Raw genomic sequence first — 18,251 nt, forward strand, 5'->3', positions numbered from 1 at the left:
GGGCAAGTTCTCCAAACTTGTATAAAATAACTAAAGGTATTAAAAGCTTATGGAAATGCGTCAATTGGGAAAAACAGGTCCACTGGTCTCTGCACTTGGTCTGGGCTGTATGGGAATGTCAGATTTCTACGGTAGCCGGGATGATCAAGAGTCGCTGGCAACCCTCCAATATGCCCTTGATCAGGGTCTTAACTTCTTTGATACCGCCGATATGTACGGGGTGGGTCGAAATGAAGAACTGGTGGGTAAAGCCATAAAGGGACAGCGCAGCAAGGTATTTCTCGCTACCAAATTCGGGAACCAGCGTGCTGCCGATGGCGCCTTTTTAGGAGTAAACGGACGACCAGAATATGTCCGCAGTGCCTGTGAAGCCAGCCTACAACGGTTGGGGGTAGAGTATATAGATTTATACTACCAGCACAGAGTTGATCCCAAAACTCCAATCGAAGAAACAGTTGGGGCGATGGCAGAACTGGTAAAAGAAGGTAAAGTGCGTTATCTGGGACTCTCGGAAGCTTCAGCCTCAACCATTCGTAGGGCTTACGCCATTCACCCCCTCACCGCTTTGCAAACCGAGTATTCCTTATGGGCTAGAGATGTAGAAGCAGAGATACTACCAACTGTAGATTGCGGTTGTCAAGACCTAATATTCCGGGCTAAAAATGCATCTGAATTTAACCCACTTTTTTAAGAAAAAGCTCCAGGCAGTGGCCTGTCGCACGCTGGCGTTCGCACAAAAGCCAAGCTTTTGCGCTCAACCAGCTCTTATTAGGCTGAAATAATCTTAGCCTCTTGAAATCTTTAAGAACCAGTTCCCGCTTCCGGTTTCTTTTCTTCTGGTGGAAGTTGCCGACGCTCTAAGCCGTAACTCTCCTTTCCTAAAGTGCGGTAACTGCTACCTCTTAAATAAAAAACTTCTCCGTGATGCAATAAACGGTCAATAATCGCCACCATCAAGGCAGTATCACCACCCTCGATCAGTTCGCCCCAGTTAGAAAGGCTTTTGTTACTGGTAATGATCGTAGCACCTCTGAGGTAACGTCCGCTGATCAGCTCATATAAGGCCGGACCTACACGTGCGTCCATCGGTAAATAGCCCAGTTCGTCTAATACCAACACCTGACATTTCAAAAGCGGCTCTAAAATCCTGGCTATTTCCTGGCGAGTGCTAGCCGCAATCACTTGGTTCGCCAGTTGTTGAGCCGTAATGAACTTTACGGTGTAACCCAACTGCACCATCTTAATTCCGGCTGCAATCGAAAGATGGGTTTTCCCAAGCCCACTTGCCCCGATTAGGAGTAAATTCCCAGCTTTTTCTACAAAACTGCTGTCGAAATAGCGTAAAATCACGCTGCGCTTCAGTTCCGGGTGGCGACTGAAATCGAATTGTTCCAGGCTGGCTTCAAAAGGGAAACTGGCTGAGTGCAAACGCTTTTTGAGTTGGTTCTCCTGACGAGATAGCAACTCTTCGCTTAACAATTCTTCTAAAAACTCCCCGTAATCCATTCCGGTTTCGCGTGCCCGTTCAATCCAATCGCTGTATACCTGTTTTACCCTGCCCAGTTTTAGGCTGGTGAGTTTATGTTCCAGACTATTCATCCCACCGCCCTTTCTATTTCATTTTCCTCAGGTATGGCCGAAAAACGGTTGGCCACCAGTGGTTCGTATTCACTGAGTAGCCGTTCCACCGCTGGTTGAGTGGGCTTGAGGGTAGCGGCATTACTGCCTGAACCCGCTGGCTTGAGTAATAAACCCTTGAGATATTCCGCCCCGTAAAGCTGTTGTTCCGTTGCCAATTCCACCGCCGCCTGGAATTCTTCCAGCCCTACCTGCTGGGCCAGCGCGTATAGTTGGTGGATTTGTTCACTCATGGTGGCTCTTTGCCGTCGACAGATTACCGCCACATACTGGTACACTTGCGGTCCTAAATTTAACAACCAATCCCGCCACACCATGGTTCTGGCTCTGGGTTTGATCTCAAAAGCTTGGGTGTAATGTTCCGGTATTACTAAGCGGCGGTTTCGGGAATAACAACGGGGGTGCTGTGCCACCAGTTCCGTACCCCGCCATAACTTCAGCCATTCCCGATGTATCCGGGCTGTCAGGGTTTGTCCCATTAGTTCCGCCGGTACGCTATATTTGTTGGTCTCAAAAATGACTACCCCTTCCCGGTTTACCACCAGGCTGGTAAATAAACCGTAATCCCGGGCACTAGCAGGCAATGGGCTGAAGTGTTTACGCTCTATTTCCAGTAAGCTACCCGGAATTTCCCCGGTCGCTGCGCATGTACGCTCGTAATTCACTACCCCTAACCATTCTTCCAACTGCCTTACCAGATCCGCCGCATCGTAGAATGTACGACCAGCTAGAAAATTGTTTTTGGTATACTTTACCAAATTTTCTACGGCACCTTTCTGGTTTCCGCTGGCCGGGGCACAGGCTTCCGGGTGAAACTCGAATTCTAGTGCCAGTTTCTGCCACACCGGATGCCACACTGGTTGGTTCTTTTCATCTCGCCTCAGTACCACCGTCTTCATATTATCCGTGGTAATTACCCACGGTACTCCCCCCATCCGGTTGAGGGCTTCCACCAGGCAGCGCACCAGCGTTTCTTCGGCCATATCTTTCTGAAAGCTCACATACATAAAACGCGAGTATTTCAGCCGGGCACAGAAAAAGTAGAAGGTTTGGGGTACACTATCTTGTTTACTGAACAGCACTCCCCGAATTTCACCCCAGTCTATTTGCAAAAACTCTCCAGGTAAGCCCTCAAAACGTATCTGTACCTGATGAGCCTGGTTCTCTCTGGCTTTTTTGAGCTTGCGCACATAGTCATAGAAGGCGGTGGGTCTGCCACAGTAGGGCTGTTTGGGATCTTCCCACGCTAGTTCCAGCATTCTTTTCACTTGTAGTTTTTGTTCTAGCCAGCCTTCAATCTGTTCTTTGAAGACTGCCACACTACTTTCACGATTGGGGCGGGTTTGTACCTTGTCGCTAGGTTCATTTAGCACTCTTTTTACGGTACGGGCATCATGTTGCACTTTGCCCGCAATTACGTTGTAGTTGTCCCCTCGTTTCCGGTGGTACTTTATTGCGCTTCTGGCCATAACTTCTAACATCTCCTTCTCGTAGCTCCTCTCTTCTCACCCTTCTTGCCAATAGTGTTGCTAGAACAACTATTCTACAAAATTGGTCTTCTAAGAGAAACCCAAAACGGCATTTTTATCCCGGAATCCTTTTCCTTTCCTTCCCGTATTCTACACCAACCTGCAGGGAGCTTGGAATAGGTTTTGTAGCCTATAGTCCGCTAGGACGTGGCTTATTGACCGGAAATTACAAACGTCCTGAAGATTTCGAAGAGGGAGATTACCGCCGCCACCAGCCGCGGTTTCAGGGAGAAAATTTCCAAAAGAATCTGGAATTGGTAGCGGCGGTAGAAAAGCTGGCGGAAGAAAAAGGAGCAAAAGCTTCACAAGTAGCGCTGGCATGGTTACTGGCGAAGGGACTTGACATAATACCGATTCCGGGAACCAAGCGACAAAAATATCTGGAAGAAAATATGGGTGCAATACAGGTGAAGTTAACCGAAGCTGAAGTAGCGCTTCTTGAAAACGTATTCAAGCCGGGAGTAGGAGCAGGGACGCGCTATCCCGAAACGGCAATGCGAGCGGTCAATTTGTAGAAGCTTGATTAACTTGTGACATAAGAAACTGAGGACGGCTGGACGTTGAAATAATGTGTGTTGGCTGAGATAGCAATAAAGGAAGAAATCAACCGCCTATTTCTCCAGTCGTCCTCAAAACTCCGAAAAAACGCTAAGTTTTCAGAAGGGCGCTTCCAAAACTAGGGGTAAAGCTATCGTAGCCTTCATTTCACCCTCCACCAAATCCACCCCCCCCCCATCCTAATCTTCGGGATTGGTCTAAACCCTCACCTACTGCCTACTGAGCTATTTTCCAATATAAGCGTTGCCAACGCTTCGATATATAGCGGGTCGTCATTTAGCGCGGGCGGTCGTTCCAAGCGAATACCCAAACTTTTTGCTGCCTCCTGCGCCTTGAGGTCTATATCAAACAGAATCTCCACGTTATCGCACACAAAGCCCACCGGTAGGCTCACCACCCCCTTGATGCCCTTGCCTGCCAGCGCTTGCAACTGCTCTTCAATCGAAGGACCAAGCCAAGGTTCTGGACTACGTCCCGCACTCTGATAACTCCAACTCCATTGTTCTGGCTTCAAGCCGGCTTTTTCTACCACCAATCGCACCGTTTCAAACAACTGCTCCTGGTAAGGATCGCCCATTTTCAGGATGCGCACCGGCAGACTGTGGGCGCTAAAGAGCACATGCACCCCCTCTTGCGCTTCTTCTGACCAGCGTGAAATACCTAAATGCACCCGCTTAGCCAACGCCTCAATATATTTCGGGGCAGTGTGGTGGCTCTTGATATATTCAAACCTAATATCACCGTGATACAGCGCCAGCCCCTCTGCAATCTTCTGGTAGAACCTCTCGGAGTTAAAGCGGCTGTAATGGGGCGCCAGTACCAACGCCACCGCTTGCTCAATACCATCGGCCAGCATCTCTCGGATGGTTTCCTCAATCCAAGGCGCCCAATGACGCATACCCAGATAAACTTTGAAATAATCCCCATTCTGGTTAAGCTGCTTTTCAAGGGCCGCTGCCTGCTTGCGACTGAACTCCAAGAGGGGGGATTTACCTCCCACGAGAGTATAGTTATGCCGCATCTCCTCCAGAACCGCTCGCCCGGTGGGTCTGCCGCTGCGAATATCGGCTAAATAACCGGGCAGATCGTCCAGACTGTCCGGACCACCGTAAGACATTAGCAGCACCCCGATGGGGGGGATATTAATTGTCACGCCTCTAGCTCCCTTCAAAGGTCAGGTTATCTCAAGCAAAATACAAGTCGGTATGAACATCATAGAGAAAGCGGGAGAGGGCAAAGGTAGTATAGATTACAGAGAAACGGCTGTAACCACGCTTGCTTAAACCTGAGCCCCTCGAACCGCAAGCCCTGCTACCGAGAAGACGAGCCATGGCGAACTCTGGAATAGGAGTAAAAGCTGGTGAACAGGTTTAAGAAATAAGTTGCCAGCGTTACAAAGCCGTAGAGCTTACCCACCAGAAAAGTATAGCCAATCATTCCGAACAGCCCCAGATAATATACCAGTAGGTAAGGACCAAGCCACCGAGTAGACCGAAAGTCCAGTTTTAGTAGATAATCCAGACACCACTCTAGCCCTAGGAAAATTATTAGCGGGAGCGGCAACCCTACCAACCATAAATCCCGCCCCGTAACGCTGTTATAGAGCAGAACCGCGACCAAGGGAATTGCCAAGCACACTGCCGCTAATCCAAAATCGTGTTCAATTTTTTGCAAGTTGCGGGTGCGAGAAAGGAAAATAGAAACCATCAGCAGATTATAGAGATTTGCCACCAAAAACAACATGAAATCGACAAATTCTGCGCTCATATCGCCCACCACTTTCCGGTAAAAGCCTGTCACAACCTCCGCTAAAGGTTTCCCCTGATTCCATTTTACAACCCCCTGAAAAGAGTAGCAGCGCTACCGAACAGCGGGGGCAAATAAAAATTCTTTGCCGGATTCGTTGCCCTCTGGGGCTAAATATCTTGAAATTAGCGTTAATCACATGTGAGCGCTTTTTCTCACATACTCGTTTAAAAAGATGGACCTCGCAATTCTGCTTTTTCTGAGAAACAAATAACGCCACTGAAAGCGCCTAATTTCGAGGCTATAATGGTTTGAAAGTAATCGCTACCGTAATAAGTCCACCGGAATTCTATTCAAGCGAGTAAGGATAGCTGCAAACAACCCTTGTGTGTGCCCAAAGGGGGCTGGTAAATTTCGACAAACAGGAGATCACGGGTATGAAAACCACACATTTGAGAATTTACAGGCAAGCTTGTCTGCTAGTGAGCCTAATTATTGCGTCACTACTCCTGACAACCCCTCTAACCGCCCTCGCCCAACCTAACTTTGGAGTTACCCCTGGCAACCTGCGGGAAGCCCACTCTGATTTCCCGGCTAATATTCAAACTGTCACAGCCGCACCCCTGTGGCAAACATACTCTACTGCGGAACAAACAGAAATCTACTCTGATGGTGAAACGCTGGTCTGGACCGGCTACAAAGCCGGGGATAGCGCCAGAGACCCGGATATTTATGGTATGAGGCTCAAAACTGGTCAGGAATTCCTGCTTGCGGGTGGTTCGGCTGTACAAGGTCAACCTGAAGTAGCGGGCAATCTGGTAATCTGGGAAGATTACACCACCCCTCAAACCATTCGAGGCAAAGACTTACAGAACGGACAGGAATTCGTAGTCGCACAATCACCTAATTTCATCGGTGGGGCGCATCTTAGCGGTAGTATGGTGTACTGGTTAGCGGCTCAAGGTAACGACTATAAAGTGATGGGGCGGAATATTAGCCCGTTGGGCGACCCCTTTGTAGTATTACCCAAAGTATTCCGAGAACCCTCCGCTGCCTTGCTCGATTTTAGTGTGGTGGGACAGCACGTAGTTTGGCAAACTATTAACAGTTATAGCCGGGATATTGATTGCAGGCTCTACCAACAGAAAATAGGCACAACCGAATACAAGAAATTGGCAAACACCCCCGTACCAGCCGCTTGCACTATCAGTTGGACGGGACGTGGCAACACCCTGATTTACGCTGACCTCCAGACCATTCCCTTGACCACCTACGACCTTGAAAGCGAAACAGTTCTGCGCCAGTTCAAGGATCAATACCTCGGAGCGCTAACCTTAAGTGAACCCTACCTCTTCTGGAAAACCACCGCATACCCCAACCCTTCCATTATGGGTTATGACTTTGCAACGGGGAGTCTGTTTGAAGCGGTTTCGACAGAACGGCTCAAGAACTATGCCCTTGGAAAACCGCTGGTATATGGAAACGGGAGACTTTTCTGGCTGGAGCATCCCGACCAAAGCGCTCCAACTACCCTAACCTCAATGCTGCTAAGCGAGGTCTTACCTACAGCGGCACAAACTGGCCCGGCTAATCCCGACCCCAACAGCGCTTACTTTAACGAATCGAAGCACTACTTGAAAACGCCCTTCAAAGCTTACTGGGAGCAAAATGGGGGGCTGGCAAACTTTGGCTTCCCCTTTACCGAGCAACTAGAGGAAACCAACCCTGACGATGGCAACAGCTACACCGTGCAATATCTGGAACGGCAGCGCTTCGAGTATCATCCTGGGAACGCCGGCACCCCTTACGAAGTGGAATTGGGCTTACTGGGTAAAGCCGAAGCCACCCGCTTGGGTTTAATCGGCACTGCTCCCTTTGCCCCGGTCAAAGCTGCTCCCGGTTCCAGTTGTATCTACTTCGCCGAGATAAGCCATTTCCTGTGTAGCAGGTTCAAGGCATATTGGCAGAGCCACGGACAGGAATTTGGGGATCCCGGGGTATCCACCCGGGAAGCGTTGGCGCTATTTGGTTACCCTATCAGTGAATCGTATGTAGATCCTGGGACAGGGCTGATCATCCAATATTTCGAGCGGGCACGTTTCGAGTGGCATTCTGAAAACGCAGGCACCCCGTATGAGGTCTTGTTAGGTCGGCTTGGCAACAACAGCCTGACACAGCGGGGCTGGCTACAGGAATAGCGGGGTTATGGGTCTAGCTTAACCTTTTCAAGCGGCGAGAGGGCTATAGCTGGCTTGCGCACAAACTGCCTCCAGCCGAGAGTACGACCCTGGCTTCAAACCGGGCAAATCTGGCTATACCCTGACCGAACGCCAGGTCAGCGGCGCGGCGTCCTTCCCTTACAGCTCTATACACGGGAACCAACCCCTTTGACAGCAATGAAGAAAAACGGAACTATAGTAGGATGATTGAACGCAGATAAATAAATATTGTCCCATCCTATTCCGGTGAATCCTGAGATTTAATAAATGGGTTGGTTCACTCATGAACTTTCAGAAGTATTACAATCATATGAACTTCGCGATTCTCCCAGATATCAAAATGGCATTTGCGCCTGTTTGCGTGAGCTCACACAAACTCTTTCAAGTTCAAATCTGAGGTCTACTGCTTTTCTTGCTGTACTACTTATTATGAATATATGGAGCTTTTCGTTATACGCTACCGGATATCATAAATTATTGTGAAGTATCCGGAGGAATGTATAAACGGGCTTGTGGGTATGCTCTCTGGTATTAATAGCCAGACACCAGAAAGTTTTTGAATGGAAAAGAGTTAACTTACTATGCAGCAGACAACAAAACACCACAGTTTTCTCACCAGTTTCCTAGTCGCACTCATTTTATTGCTTATGATAGCAGTTTTGGCATTATTTTTAGCGCCAGGTGGACTCTTGTTTCCAAAAGGGTATAACTTTTCGAACACGGCTGCTTCTACTATTCCTTCTCTACGGGCAGAATATCAGATCGGGGAGGAGATAATGTTAGGCGACCAGTTCTCGAACAGACACGCTCATTCCATAACAGTTAACCTGGCCAAGTATGACACCAGTAGAGCATACTCTAGAGGTACTGTTATTCTTTTAGGAGTTACAGCTAAGGCAACTGGCACAGATGGCTTTACACTGGTCCCCGGCAGTTTCGTTATTGTGGATGATCTAGGACATACCTTCTTTTCTTGGTCCGAAACCGATTATATGAAGGATTTTTATAATGAGAGTGAAGCAATGGATGGAGTTGTTCGCTTGACTCCCTTACGCGTTGGAGAAAGCTCTACAGGTATCTTGGGCTTCGATCTTCCTGAGTACAGTACGAGCGCCAGTTACTGGCTTAAGTATTATCCTCAATACGGAATGAATGCCGTGAAAATCCGGCTTGATACCAGTTTCACACGTCTATGAAAGTGAAGCTATCTTGATAGCATTAAACAAATAGAATTTGAATGAATTATCTTCAGAAATCAGTTAGAACGAGTACCCTGCATTAAGTCTTCAACCCACTTTTAGCACGGTAGTCTACAATGAAACAACCACCAGATGGCTGAGTACAAAGCAATAGGTAGTTTCAATCTATTCCGACGATTTTTGAGATTTTAATCACTTTGGGTAAATTCCCCACCGCTTGCGGCGTAACTTATGGAAATTGGTATCTACCGCATGCAAAGAGGTCAATCCCCGGCTACCCGGTGGAATACTTTATTAAGTGGGTTGGGACCATTGTATGCTAAACTTGAAGCAGGCTGTCAATTTTAGGTGGGTTGGTTATGCCTATCTAATGCTCATAGCAAATTAGAAAATCGCTGACCTGCTCACCCAGTCCACTGTAGGCGACTGCTCAGCCTAGATAATATGTCTCTAGGGCATTCGTGATTAAGGACAAGGCACGTCGGCATCTAGTATACTCTCCTCCAAACCCGGTGCAGTCCAGTAATAGTGGCAGTACAGCCTTGGTTTTTCCACCGTGATGGGGCAAACTGCCGCAGAACTTGCCTAACCAACCTTGCTTGAACCGCAAAATCAGCTTTCAAAAAAATTAGCTGCGCACTAAGCGGGCATGTCTCACGCGAATTTTCTAGGGGGGTTACCTGCGAGATTGGGGGGTAGGGTCTGCGCAGGCGCGTCATAAAAAGCGCTTGGGAGGTTAGGAGGGCGCCTTGGTTAAACAGCTCGAAAGTGCCACCAACGCTATGGGAGCAGTTTTTTGAATTTCCCAGTTGTAAATACCGTTGATCATTTTTCTTAAAGTCCCCCCCTAGCGTTGCCTTTTTATATTTTCCCAAGATCGACATTTATAAATTGGGGTAGAAAATATCTATAACACACTGTCTACGGCAGATTAAGCTTTCTCCCAAAGACAATTGGACGAGATATCCCAGTCTCATTGCTCAAATTGAAATCTGGCGCGCTGGTTTGACTTATCCCAACTGTACCGCTTTTACAAGGTGTAATTCACAACGGGGAAATACGGACATTGATAGAGCTAATCTACCGATGCTGAGAGATAGCCTCAAGGCTACTTGATTGGCTGCCACCGTATTTCTTAATAATGCTGTTATTGGACGACAGCAAGAGTGGCAGTTTGTTTAAAACACATTCACCAGTTGCATTCCAACTTAAAGAATCAAAACAAGATTTTAGTAACGAGGAGCACATCACATAAAGGCATAAAGGGGGGGCGGTATTGAAAATAACTGTAAAATAAAGTAAAATGACAAAGCAGGGGTAGTACATAAATTTCAAATAAATGTACTACCCTTAAATCGATTTTTAATAAAAGAGGAACCGGATACAACTTGCCGGTAATCTTTTTAGCTTAAAAAGAAAATAATTGAAAACATTATCTATCGATGTAAAGCAAAATACTTGGCTAATCTATTTGACTAGCTAAGTTTAGTTTTGCATTCGATAGATAATGTTTTCAACTGGAGTGTTGTACACCGCCTTTTATGACAACTTAATAAGAATCGAAGCCCTGTGATTGTTTGCATCAATCACAGGGCTTGAAAAAAGCTGAGGGAATTTACCTGATCCTAAAATATTTGAAATGCTGTATACATTTCAAACACTATCATTTAGGTTAATCAGGTAATCAGACAATCTCGTGTACAGTTGTATACATCTTATCATAGTAGTACTATTGAAGCAACAACAACTAGAACAAAAATACACATTTATATTATTTAGGAATCCGCCAACTTGTGAAAATCGGTAAAAATAAACAGTATAGCTTTAAACACTGCCTACTCTACCAAAGCAAATGCCTCCACCTGAACTCCCTGTAAGCCAGCTTCAATCGATTCTTTTGTCCATTTTTTGATGAAAGAAAACCGCGCTGACCTTTATTGCTCATCAAGCTCGGTCAAACGCGGATTGTTATTGCAAGTCTAATAGGCTTATTATACCACTACTCATGCTTTGAGTAAATACTAACTCCCCCCTATAGCTTGCTGGAAAGAAGTAAGCTATGAATAAAATATTACCAGACATAAACCTTTTGATACCGTTGCTCGGTCTGCATTCCGCGTCATTGCGATTTCTCCTCAGTATTCACCGAGATGCTTCGCCTGAACCATGTGAAGCTAAAGACAAGCTCTCCAAAGCTTGTAGTGAGCCTGAATCCGCCCCTTTTAATCAAAAGAGGGGAGGGTTTGTAGGATGCAGCATTTTAAACTAGCCGTTTCCAGTAGTGAAAAAGTTCTAGCCTATCCTGGTCACAAACCGGATATGGGTACTGGATTAGAATGGTCGAAATTATCTGAGTGGCAAAAGCGGTGCCGGCTGGAATTAAATTATTACATGCTGAACGCTCAGCTTACAGCCGATCAAATAGCTTACGGTTTGGGCAAGGGCGCTACTATCACGGCGCAACATACCGGCGCTGAAAATTGCCAAATGGAGTTTGATAGTTCAGGTCGGAAACACCTCCCTTGCCGTTACCGACAACATCGCTGCAATGCTAATTTTTTAGCTGTCCAGTATCTGGGGGCTGACTTCGACACCCTAAGCTCAGAGGCGCAAATCTGGGAACATCCTGTGGTCAGAAAATATGCCAGCATAATCTATAACACTGTCTCAAGCACCTTCGAAAATCCGAAAATGCGGGTTATCTTCCTGCTTGATGATTCTATTGAAGACGGTGAGAAATATCGTCACCTAGTAAGAGCGATGCAATGGCTATTTGAGAATAAACCCGATCCAAGTTGTACCGACTATTGTCGACTATTCTTAGGGAATAGCGCCGGGAATCCGGTTGTAACCGGCAATATCCTACCCTTATCGGTTGCTGAGGAATGGGGAGAACGCTATAGCCGATATCTTAACAGCAAAAAACCACCCGTAAAAGTAGCCATTAACTATACGGTTAGCGGTAATCAATCCGCCCGCGTCAAAGCCTTTTCCGCGGCTGTAATTCGTAAACTTTGTGATAAGGTGCAATTCGCGGTAGCCTTTACCCGCCATGAAACCTTGAAAAAAAGCCTAGTGAGCGTCTTCTACTTTATTAATGGCGGGGTAATTGATGAAAGTGAGGCGATTGAAGCGCTTAGGAGCGCTTGGAGTTCCCATAACCGCCCTGAAGATTTTGACCCTCTGGTGATTTGGGCAAAAACCCACATCACCGCATCTCAAGGATTACCGGAGGATTAAGGCAATGACAGAACCCCTACCATCAAAAGCCACCCTGCTTGTTCAATTGTTAGAGGATAATGGAGCCGAATTCTTTCACGACACGGACGGCAAGAATTATTTCTCTGAGTTCAAAAACGGACGAATGGAAACACTCCTGCTAAGTGCTAACCGCTTCAAGAGATTTTTAACCGGGATTTACAGCGAGAGTTACAAAAGTGTTCCTTCTTCTTCGGTAATACAAGATGCTTTAACACACCTTGAATACAAAGCGCAAATGGGACCGTGTAAATCGGTTTATATCCGAGTGGCACGTGTGCAACGGGAAACAGACATCTTTATTTATTGTGACCTGGCAAATGAGGAGCGTGACGTGGTGGAAATCAGCGCCACCGGTTGGCAAATCATTAAAGACCCTCCGGTTCATTTTATCAGGAAGGACGGTCTTGAAGCTTTGCCAAAACCGGAGCGAGGCGGCAATCTCGACACCTTGCAAAACTTCATTAACATAGCGCCAAAAGACCTAGTTTTGATCAAAGGTTGGCTGTTGGGAACCGTTTCCGGGCAAGGACCTTACCCGATTCTGGTATTAGTAGGCGAGCAAGGCAGCGGTAAAACTTTCACCTCCAGAATTTTACGTAGTCTGGTAGATCCTTCAAAGGCGCTTACACGGATCCTATCACGCGATATTCGCGCCCTAATGATAGCGGCCAGTAATAGCCACATACTAAGCTACGATAATGTCAGCTCCATTTCGATGGGGTTCAGTGATGCGTTTTGTTCATTAGCTACCGGAATCGGTTTCAGCGACAGAACCCTCTATACCAACGAGGATGAAACAATCTTTCAAGCTACTCGGCCAATACTGATTAACGGTATTGATATTAGTCGCCGTCCTGACTTTCAGGATCGCTCAATAACCATTGAATGTCCGCGTTTGGTAGAAAAAAACCGTAAAACGGAAGAAGAAATATTGGAGGAGTTTTATCAGGAACAACCGAAATTGCTGGGGGCATTGTGTGACAGCGTAGCAGTTGCGTTGGAAAATCTCCCTAAAACCCGGTTGGACGTACTGCCGCGTATGGCTGATTTTGCCAAATGGGTAGCCGCGGCAAGTTCGAAAATAGAGACAAATGGAGCTAATTTTCTTGAAACCTATAAAGCCAACCGAGAAGCTGGCAATACCCAAATTCTGGAAACCACTTTGCCCAGTGTTATTACAAAATGGTTTGATGGTAAAAGAACATGGGAAGGAACAGCGACTGAACTGCTAAAGGAATTACGGAACGCTAACATGGAGGATGGCAATGATAAGATAAAACTACCCGCTGATGGCGCTCACTTAAGTAGGGAAATAAGCCGGTTAATACCCAGCTTGCGCCTTGCCGACCCGCCTATTTATATTACCAAAGCTCGCAACAGAAAAGGCAGTAATATGCGTATTTCCAATTCTGAAGAAGAGCAATTGGATCAGGAGGTTCAACTTATTTTTGGACAGGGAGAAATGGAGTATTTATGATCATTTAATGTGACGCTGTGACGCTGTGTGACGCTAACTTTTTTGTGTAGCGTCACGGCTTTTACCGCATTGTAGTGGGATAAGCAACAGCGTGTGACGCTGTGACGCTAACTTTTCTATACTTACCAAAAAAGAGAGAGAGAAATAAAAAGTATTGGGAATTATAGCGTCACAGCGTCACAGACCCCCCCGCTAAGGCTGTTTGTCCCTTTGTACTGGGATAACCCCCTGTGACGCTGTCGCTATTTATCAGCGTCACCTAGCGTCACAGCGTCACCACTTTTTGATTATTTGATTTAAGAGCGCTTTACGAAAGCCGATTAGCTTTTTCTCAACCCAAGTTGGTCATACCCTTTACTACTTTTCTGTCAGCCCCACTCCACCCATACCACTGCCCAAGTTTATCAGCCCCTGTGTAAAACCCCTAATGAAATTAGTGTCGAACTTTCCCCTGCTGACCGGAATATATGTAGGGGGTAAAGTCTATTCTAATGCATCTGGCTTGCTGACTACGTATATGTTTGTTGTTCACTTGCTTTTTACCAAAAGTGGTTGCGGGATTGTATATAATAGGGATAGTCACAATAGTTTAGCTTTGTTGCGGGCAGTTCACTCAATGGAGTGCGTCTAGGTACATTACAGTTCCAATCTGTAAGGGATATATGTTTAAACCAAATCCCAGTCAATCCCCATTACTTCTGATTTCTTACTTTTCGTATGTGAAGCACTTTTATCGGTAACTGTTTATGCTACCCAACACATTCAAGTCTTTAACAGTACCACAATTTTTAGATACATCCGGTAATGATCTCACACGGGATTTTTTCCAACCGCTCCTTTCTTGTGCAATCCGTTATGATAGGGGAGTAGGTTTCTTTAGTTCTAGTTGGCTGCGCATCAATGCACAGGGTATGGCAGCATTTGCCAAGAACCATGGTCATGCCCGCTGGGTTACTAGTCCAATTTTTGCTACCGTACACAATTAGAAATCCTCTAAAAGAAAAGGGATAAAGGCGACTGGTAAGGGTAAATGTTCATTCAAAAAATGCTCAAGCAGGTTCAAACCTAAATTGAACAGGCTCAAATCCAGTCGTTCGGTGCGATGAATGACCCGGTTCCAGCCTTCAGCTAAAGCTATCGTACCCAGATGTACAATCCAAAGATAAGCCAGACAAGCCGCTAACAATAACCTTTCTAGCCGTTTAGGGTCATCCAAATGGCTCTTGTCCAGCCGAAACCCTCGGCTCTTGCTATCGGAAAAGAAGGTTTCAATCCTAAACCTCTTTTTGTAGTACCGGATTGCTTCCTGGGCTAGAGCCAAATTACTCACCAGATAAAGTGGCTCACGGTAAGGCTTTTGCCAGACCGCTATGACCAGTACTGGTCCGTACTCGTGTTTGCTGAATGCTACGCCGCTCTGACTCACTACCTGACCAGGCTGAACCCCTAACTTACTGATGGCATAATGAGCTTGTTCATCCAACCAGACCTGGCTATTTTTAGCAGTACGACAGACATACTGCCAACCGTAATAATCTAACCGTCTTAACAAACGACAGCCATCGAATTCACCATCACCCAAAAAGACTACTTGGCTACCAGACGGAACCAACGAGTGAACTTGCTTTAACAATCTGATGTGCAAAGCTTGAGCTAAATGTCCCTTTTTAGCCTTAACCACCAACCAACCCAAAGGTAAAGCCCGCCCCTGATATACTACACTGATTACTAAGCCCATTCCACCAGCACCAACCTGACTGCCATCTATCACCAGTACCAGTGGACAATGACACAGGCTACTCAGCAATTGTTTGGCGAAAGGAGCATACACCACTTTTTGGTTAAAGTTATCATTTTTGAGCAATCGGCGCATTCGGATGATGCGGCTTTCCCGTTTAGTTTTATCTGGCACTTTGGCGGCGATATTAGGCAACGCACTATGCCGACTACCTACAATCCCACTGATCACCATCGCTAGAATTGTTAAATATTGTAATTCGCGCCCCTGCGCTTGTGGGTGGAGTTGCAACAATTGCTGTTTTATGGCACGATGTCGGCGAAGGTTGTCACTCATTTTGGTATCCTTTTGCTTTCTACTTTGGTCGGTAAGAAAACTACAGTTTACCACTCTGCCTCAACCTTCTCCTCCTTTTCCTCTCCTTTATATCTGTACGGTAGCAAAGTCCAATTTTATCCCAAACTGACTGGGACGCTCTTCTAACCGGCGATGCTGCCCGTACTGATCGGGCAATATACGATGCTCTTGAACATACCATTCAAGATTTAGCTAAGACATTAGAAAAAGATACGCTGTCTGCGCTAGCTTGGATGGTGGCTGATGGAATCCTAACCTTTCGGTTGGCACTCCCCCGCAATAAATTAGATCAGGGTGATTTTCACGACAAATTCGGTATATTTACCGATGTTGAAGGAAATGAAATTTCTTTCAACGGTTCCTATAATGATAGCTTTCAAGGTACACGCAATTACGAATCAATAAAAGTGTTTTGTTCTTGGGAGTCTGCCTACACAGCTTTTGTGAAGGCGGATATTGAGCGATTTGAAAGACTATGGAATAATTTTGATCCTAATGTCAAAGTATTTGATCTTCCCGAAGCTGCTCGCCAACAAATCATCCGTCTTCAAACCTATGAAAGACCATATACTAAACCAGCCTGGCTCGATGGGAAAAAAATATCAGAATTAACTTCCCCATATGAGTATCAAACAAGAAGACCTGCCCTGCCTGAACAAACAAGCTTAAGAGAATACCAGTTGGAGGCTATTAAGGCTTGGTTTGAACATGGCAGCTGTGGAATACTTGAAATGGCAACAGGGACGGGGAAAACTATAACGGCACTGGCCGCAGCTATTCGTCTCTACGAAAGGGAAACTCGCCTCCTTATTATAATTTCTTGCCCTTTTACCCATCTTGTAACCCAATGGGAAGAAGTAGTAAAACAGTTTGGATTTAATACTTTTCTGGCTTTCGGTACAACCAGTACATGGGTTAATAAATTAGCAGATAAAGTTCTAAATTTTGCTACCGGGTATATTAATAATTTGGTGGTGCTAACCACTCATGACACATTTTCTAATCCTCGCTTTGGGAGTATTTTTCAAGAGAAGCACCTGCCCTATTTGGTGATAGTTGATGAAGTACATGATATTGGGGCACCCAAACGCCGCCAGGGTCTAATCAGTGAATATAAATATAGGTTGGGACTTTCTGCTACGCCTCGTCGGTGGCTGGATGAAGAAGGAACTGATACTATTTTTGAGTATTTTGGTGAAACAGTATTTGAATTCGATCTTGCTAAAGCGATTCCAAAATACTTAACACCTTATGAGTATTATCCTTACTTCGTAGAACTTTCATCGGAGGAACTGGCTGAATATGAGAAAATGACTCAGAAAATCACCAAACGTTCCCGCGCCAGTGATGAGTCGAAAAACGATGAAATCCTGAAGCTCTACTTTATTTTACGCCAGAAAATTGTGGTTAACGCCCGTAATAAATTTACCTGTCTCGAAGAAATTCTTGGATCACTCCAAAATTATGATCACACTTTAGTCTATTGTTCTCCAGAGCAAATCGATCAAGTGCAGTATATACTCAATACCAATGGGATTGTTCAGAGCCGTTTTACCGGAGAGGAGTCCCTCCAAGAACGGAAAGTTTTACTTGAGTCTTTTGATAAAGGTCGCCATGAAATTCTAGTAGCCATGAAATGCCTTGACCAAGGTGTCGATGTTCCTTCAACTCGAACCGCTGTTATTATGGCCAGTTCAGGCAATCCGAAAGAATTTATTCAGCGACGAGGGAGAGTGTTGCGGAAATATGAAGGAAAAGAAAAAGCCATCATTTATGATATTATTGTAGTTCCCACTTTAACTGGTAAGCTAAACCTAAATGCCTTTGAACTGGAACGCAAGATACTGAAAAAAGAGTTGCAGCGCTACGATGAGTTTGCAGGTTTGGCACTCAACCGCATTTCAGCCTTGAACAAAGCTGGACCGGTTAAGCGTAAGTATTTGATTAAGTAGAGGGCTTATACAATGGATGCGAATCAAATAAACCGTCTGATATTGGATAAAATTAGTAATCACGAACTTCCTGGCTACGTTAAAGAGTTTATACGCGAGATTCTACAACACGAAAAAGGTGTCATGGATCAGGATTCTCCGCGCTATACTCAGGTTTATGAGAACCTACTAAATAAGTATAGCCGGTACTTAATGGCAGATAGCGAATAACAGGAATAGCATATGAAAATTCATCATATCCGTCTACGCAACTACCGACAGTACCTGGATGCACAGATCAAGTTCAGTACCGATCCTGACCGTAATTTAACCTTGATACAGGGTTTTAACGGTGCAGGGAAATCCAATCTGCTTAATTCAATTACTTGGTGCTTATATGGGGAAGAACGTCATTTACAGCAAGATGGCAAGAAAAATCAACTTCCAATATTAAATGAAAAAGTGTATCACTCCTTAAACCCAGGGGATCTTACTAAGGTCGAGGTTGAATTGGCTTTGGGTGACGACTCCCAAATAGAATATCGAATTACCCGCAAATTCACCACCGAAATTAGCATCTAGGGAGTATCTTTAGAAA

Annotated in this window: 13 protein-coding genes and 1 pseudogene; 9 read left to right on the top strand and 5 right to left on the bottom strand. The window is 45.6% G+C overall.

Translation table 11 applies throughout. From position 1 onward, the window contains the following. Nucleotides 1-49: 49 nt before the first annotated feature. Nucleotides 50-625 (top strand): annotated as a pseudogene (locus OZ401_RS24360) (aldo/keto reductase); the annotation flags it as partial. Nucleotides 626-801: 176 nt separating this feature from the next. On the opposite strand, the gene istB reads toward OZ401_RS24360, so the two are convergent. Beyond that, nucleotides 802-1,599, bottom strand: a complete 798-nt coding sequence (istB, locus tag OZ401_RS24365; RefSeq protein ID WP_341467826.1) for an IS21-like element helper ATPase IstB — start codon at nt 1,597-1,599, stop codon at nt 802-804. Then, nucleotides 1,596-3,119 carry an IS21 family transposase gene (gene istA, locus OZ401_RS24370; RefSeq protein WP_341467827.1) on the bottom strand — a complete coding sequence of 508 codons (1,524 nt, stop codon included), beginning with the start codon at nt 3,117-3,119 and terminating at the stop codon, nt 1,596-1,598. Before istA ends, istB begins: the two co-directional genes overlap by 4 nt. Nucleotides 3,120-3,232: 113 nt before the next feature. Here istA and OZ401_RS24375 point away from each other — a divergent pair, with 113 nt between their 5' ends. Next, on the top strand, nt 3,233-3,682 hold the full coding sequence (locus tag OZ401_RS24375) for an aldo/keto reductase (protein WP_425607649.1): 450 nt from the start codon (nt 3,233-3,235) through the stop codon (nt 3,680-3,682). Between the two features lie 248 nt (nt 3,683-3,930). Here the strand turns inward: OZ401_RS24375 and hemH are convergent, their stop codons facing one another. Further along, a complete protein-coding gene (gene hemH, locus OZ401_RS24380; RefSeq protein ID WP_341471939.1) occupies nt 3,931-4,878 on the bottom strand; it encodes a ferrochelatase in 948 nt (315 codons plus the stop codon). Between the two features lie 158 nt (nt 4,879-5,036). Further along, complete coding sequence (locus tag OZ401_RS24385) at nt 5,037-5,525, bottom strand: hypothetical protein (RefSeq protein ID WP_341471940.1); 489 nt, start codon at nt 5,523-5,525, stop codon at nt 5,037-5,039. Between the two features lie 383 nt (nt 5,526-5,908). Here OZ401_RS24385 and OZ401_RS24390 point away from each other — a divergent pair, with 383 nt between their 5' ends. The 4 genes from OZ401_RS24390 (at nt 5,909) to OZ401_RS24405 (ending at nt 13,627) form a co-directional block, all read left to right on the top strand. Continuing rightward, nucleotides 5,909-7,669, top strand: a complete 1,761-nt coding sequence (locus OZ401_RS24390; protein WP_341471941.1) for a TolB-like translocation protein — start codon at nt 5,909-5,911, stop codon at nt 7,667-7,669. Between the two features lie 602 nt (nt 7,670-8,271). Further along, nucleotides 8,272-8,886, top strand: a complete 615-nt coding sequence (locus OZ401_RS24395; RefSeq protein WP_341471942.1) for a hypothetical protein — start codon at nt 8,272-8,274, stop codon at nt 8,884-8,886. Between the two features lie 2,253 nt (nt 8,887-11,139). Beyond that, nucleotides 11,140-12,129 carry a hypothetical protein gene (locus OZ401_RS24400; RefSeq protein WP_341471943.1) on the top strand — a complete coding sequence of 330 codons (990 nt, stop codon included), beginning with the start codon at nt 11,140-11,142 and terminating at the stop codon, nt 12,127-12,129. Nucleotides 12,130-12,133: 4 nt separating this feature from the next. After that, entirely contained in the window at nt 12,134-13,627 is a 1,494-nt protein-coding gene (locus OZ401_RS24405) for a P-loop NTPase family protein (protein WP_341471944.1), read from the top strand. 982 nt (nt 13,628-14,609) lie between these two features. Here OZ401_RS24405 and OZ401_RS24410 read toward each other — a convergent pair. Beyond that, nucleotides 14,610-15,701 carry an IS4 family transposase gene (locus tag OZ401_RS24410; RefSeq protein ID WP_341467879.1) on the bottom strand — a complete coding sequence of 364 codons (1,092 nt, stop codon included), beginning with the start codon at nt 15,699-15,701 and terminating at the stop codon, nt 14,610-14,612. Between the two features lie 254 nt (nt 15,702-15,955). Between OZ401_RS24410 and OZ401_RS24415 the strand changes: the two genes are divergently transcribed. The 3 genes from OZ401_RS24415 to OZ401_RS24425 are packed head-to-tail and all read left to right on the top strand — an operon-like array spanning nt 15,956 to nt 18,235. After that, nucleotides 15,956-17,674: a DEAD/DEAH box helicase family protein gene (locus OZ401_RS24415; protein WP_341471945.1), complete on the top strand. Its 1,719-nt coding sequence runs from the start codon at nt 15,956-15,958 to the stop codon at nt 17,672-17,674. A 12-nt stretch (nt 17,675-17,686) separates the two neighbouring features. Then, on the top strand, nt 17,687-17,884 hold the full coding sequence (locus tag OZ401_RS24420) for a hypothetical protein (protein ID WP_341471946.1): 198 nt from the start codon (nt 17,687-17,689) through the stop codon (nt 17,882-17,884). A gap of 12 nt (nt 17,885-17,896) precedes the next feature. Continuing rightward, nucleotides 17,897-18,235, top strand: coding sequence for an AAA family ATPase (locus tag OZ401_RS24425; RefSeq protein ID WP_341471947.1), 339 nt, complete (start codon nt 17,897-17,899; stop codon nt 18,233-18,235). Nucleotides 18,236-18,251 lie beyond the last annotated feature (16 nt).

Source organism: Candidatus Chlorohelix allophototropha (assembly GCF_030389965.1).
Lineage (GTDB): Bacteria > Chloroflexota > Chloroflexia > Chloroheliales > Chloroheliaceae > Chlorohelix > Chlorohelix allophototropha.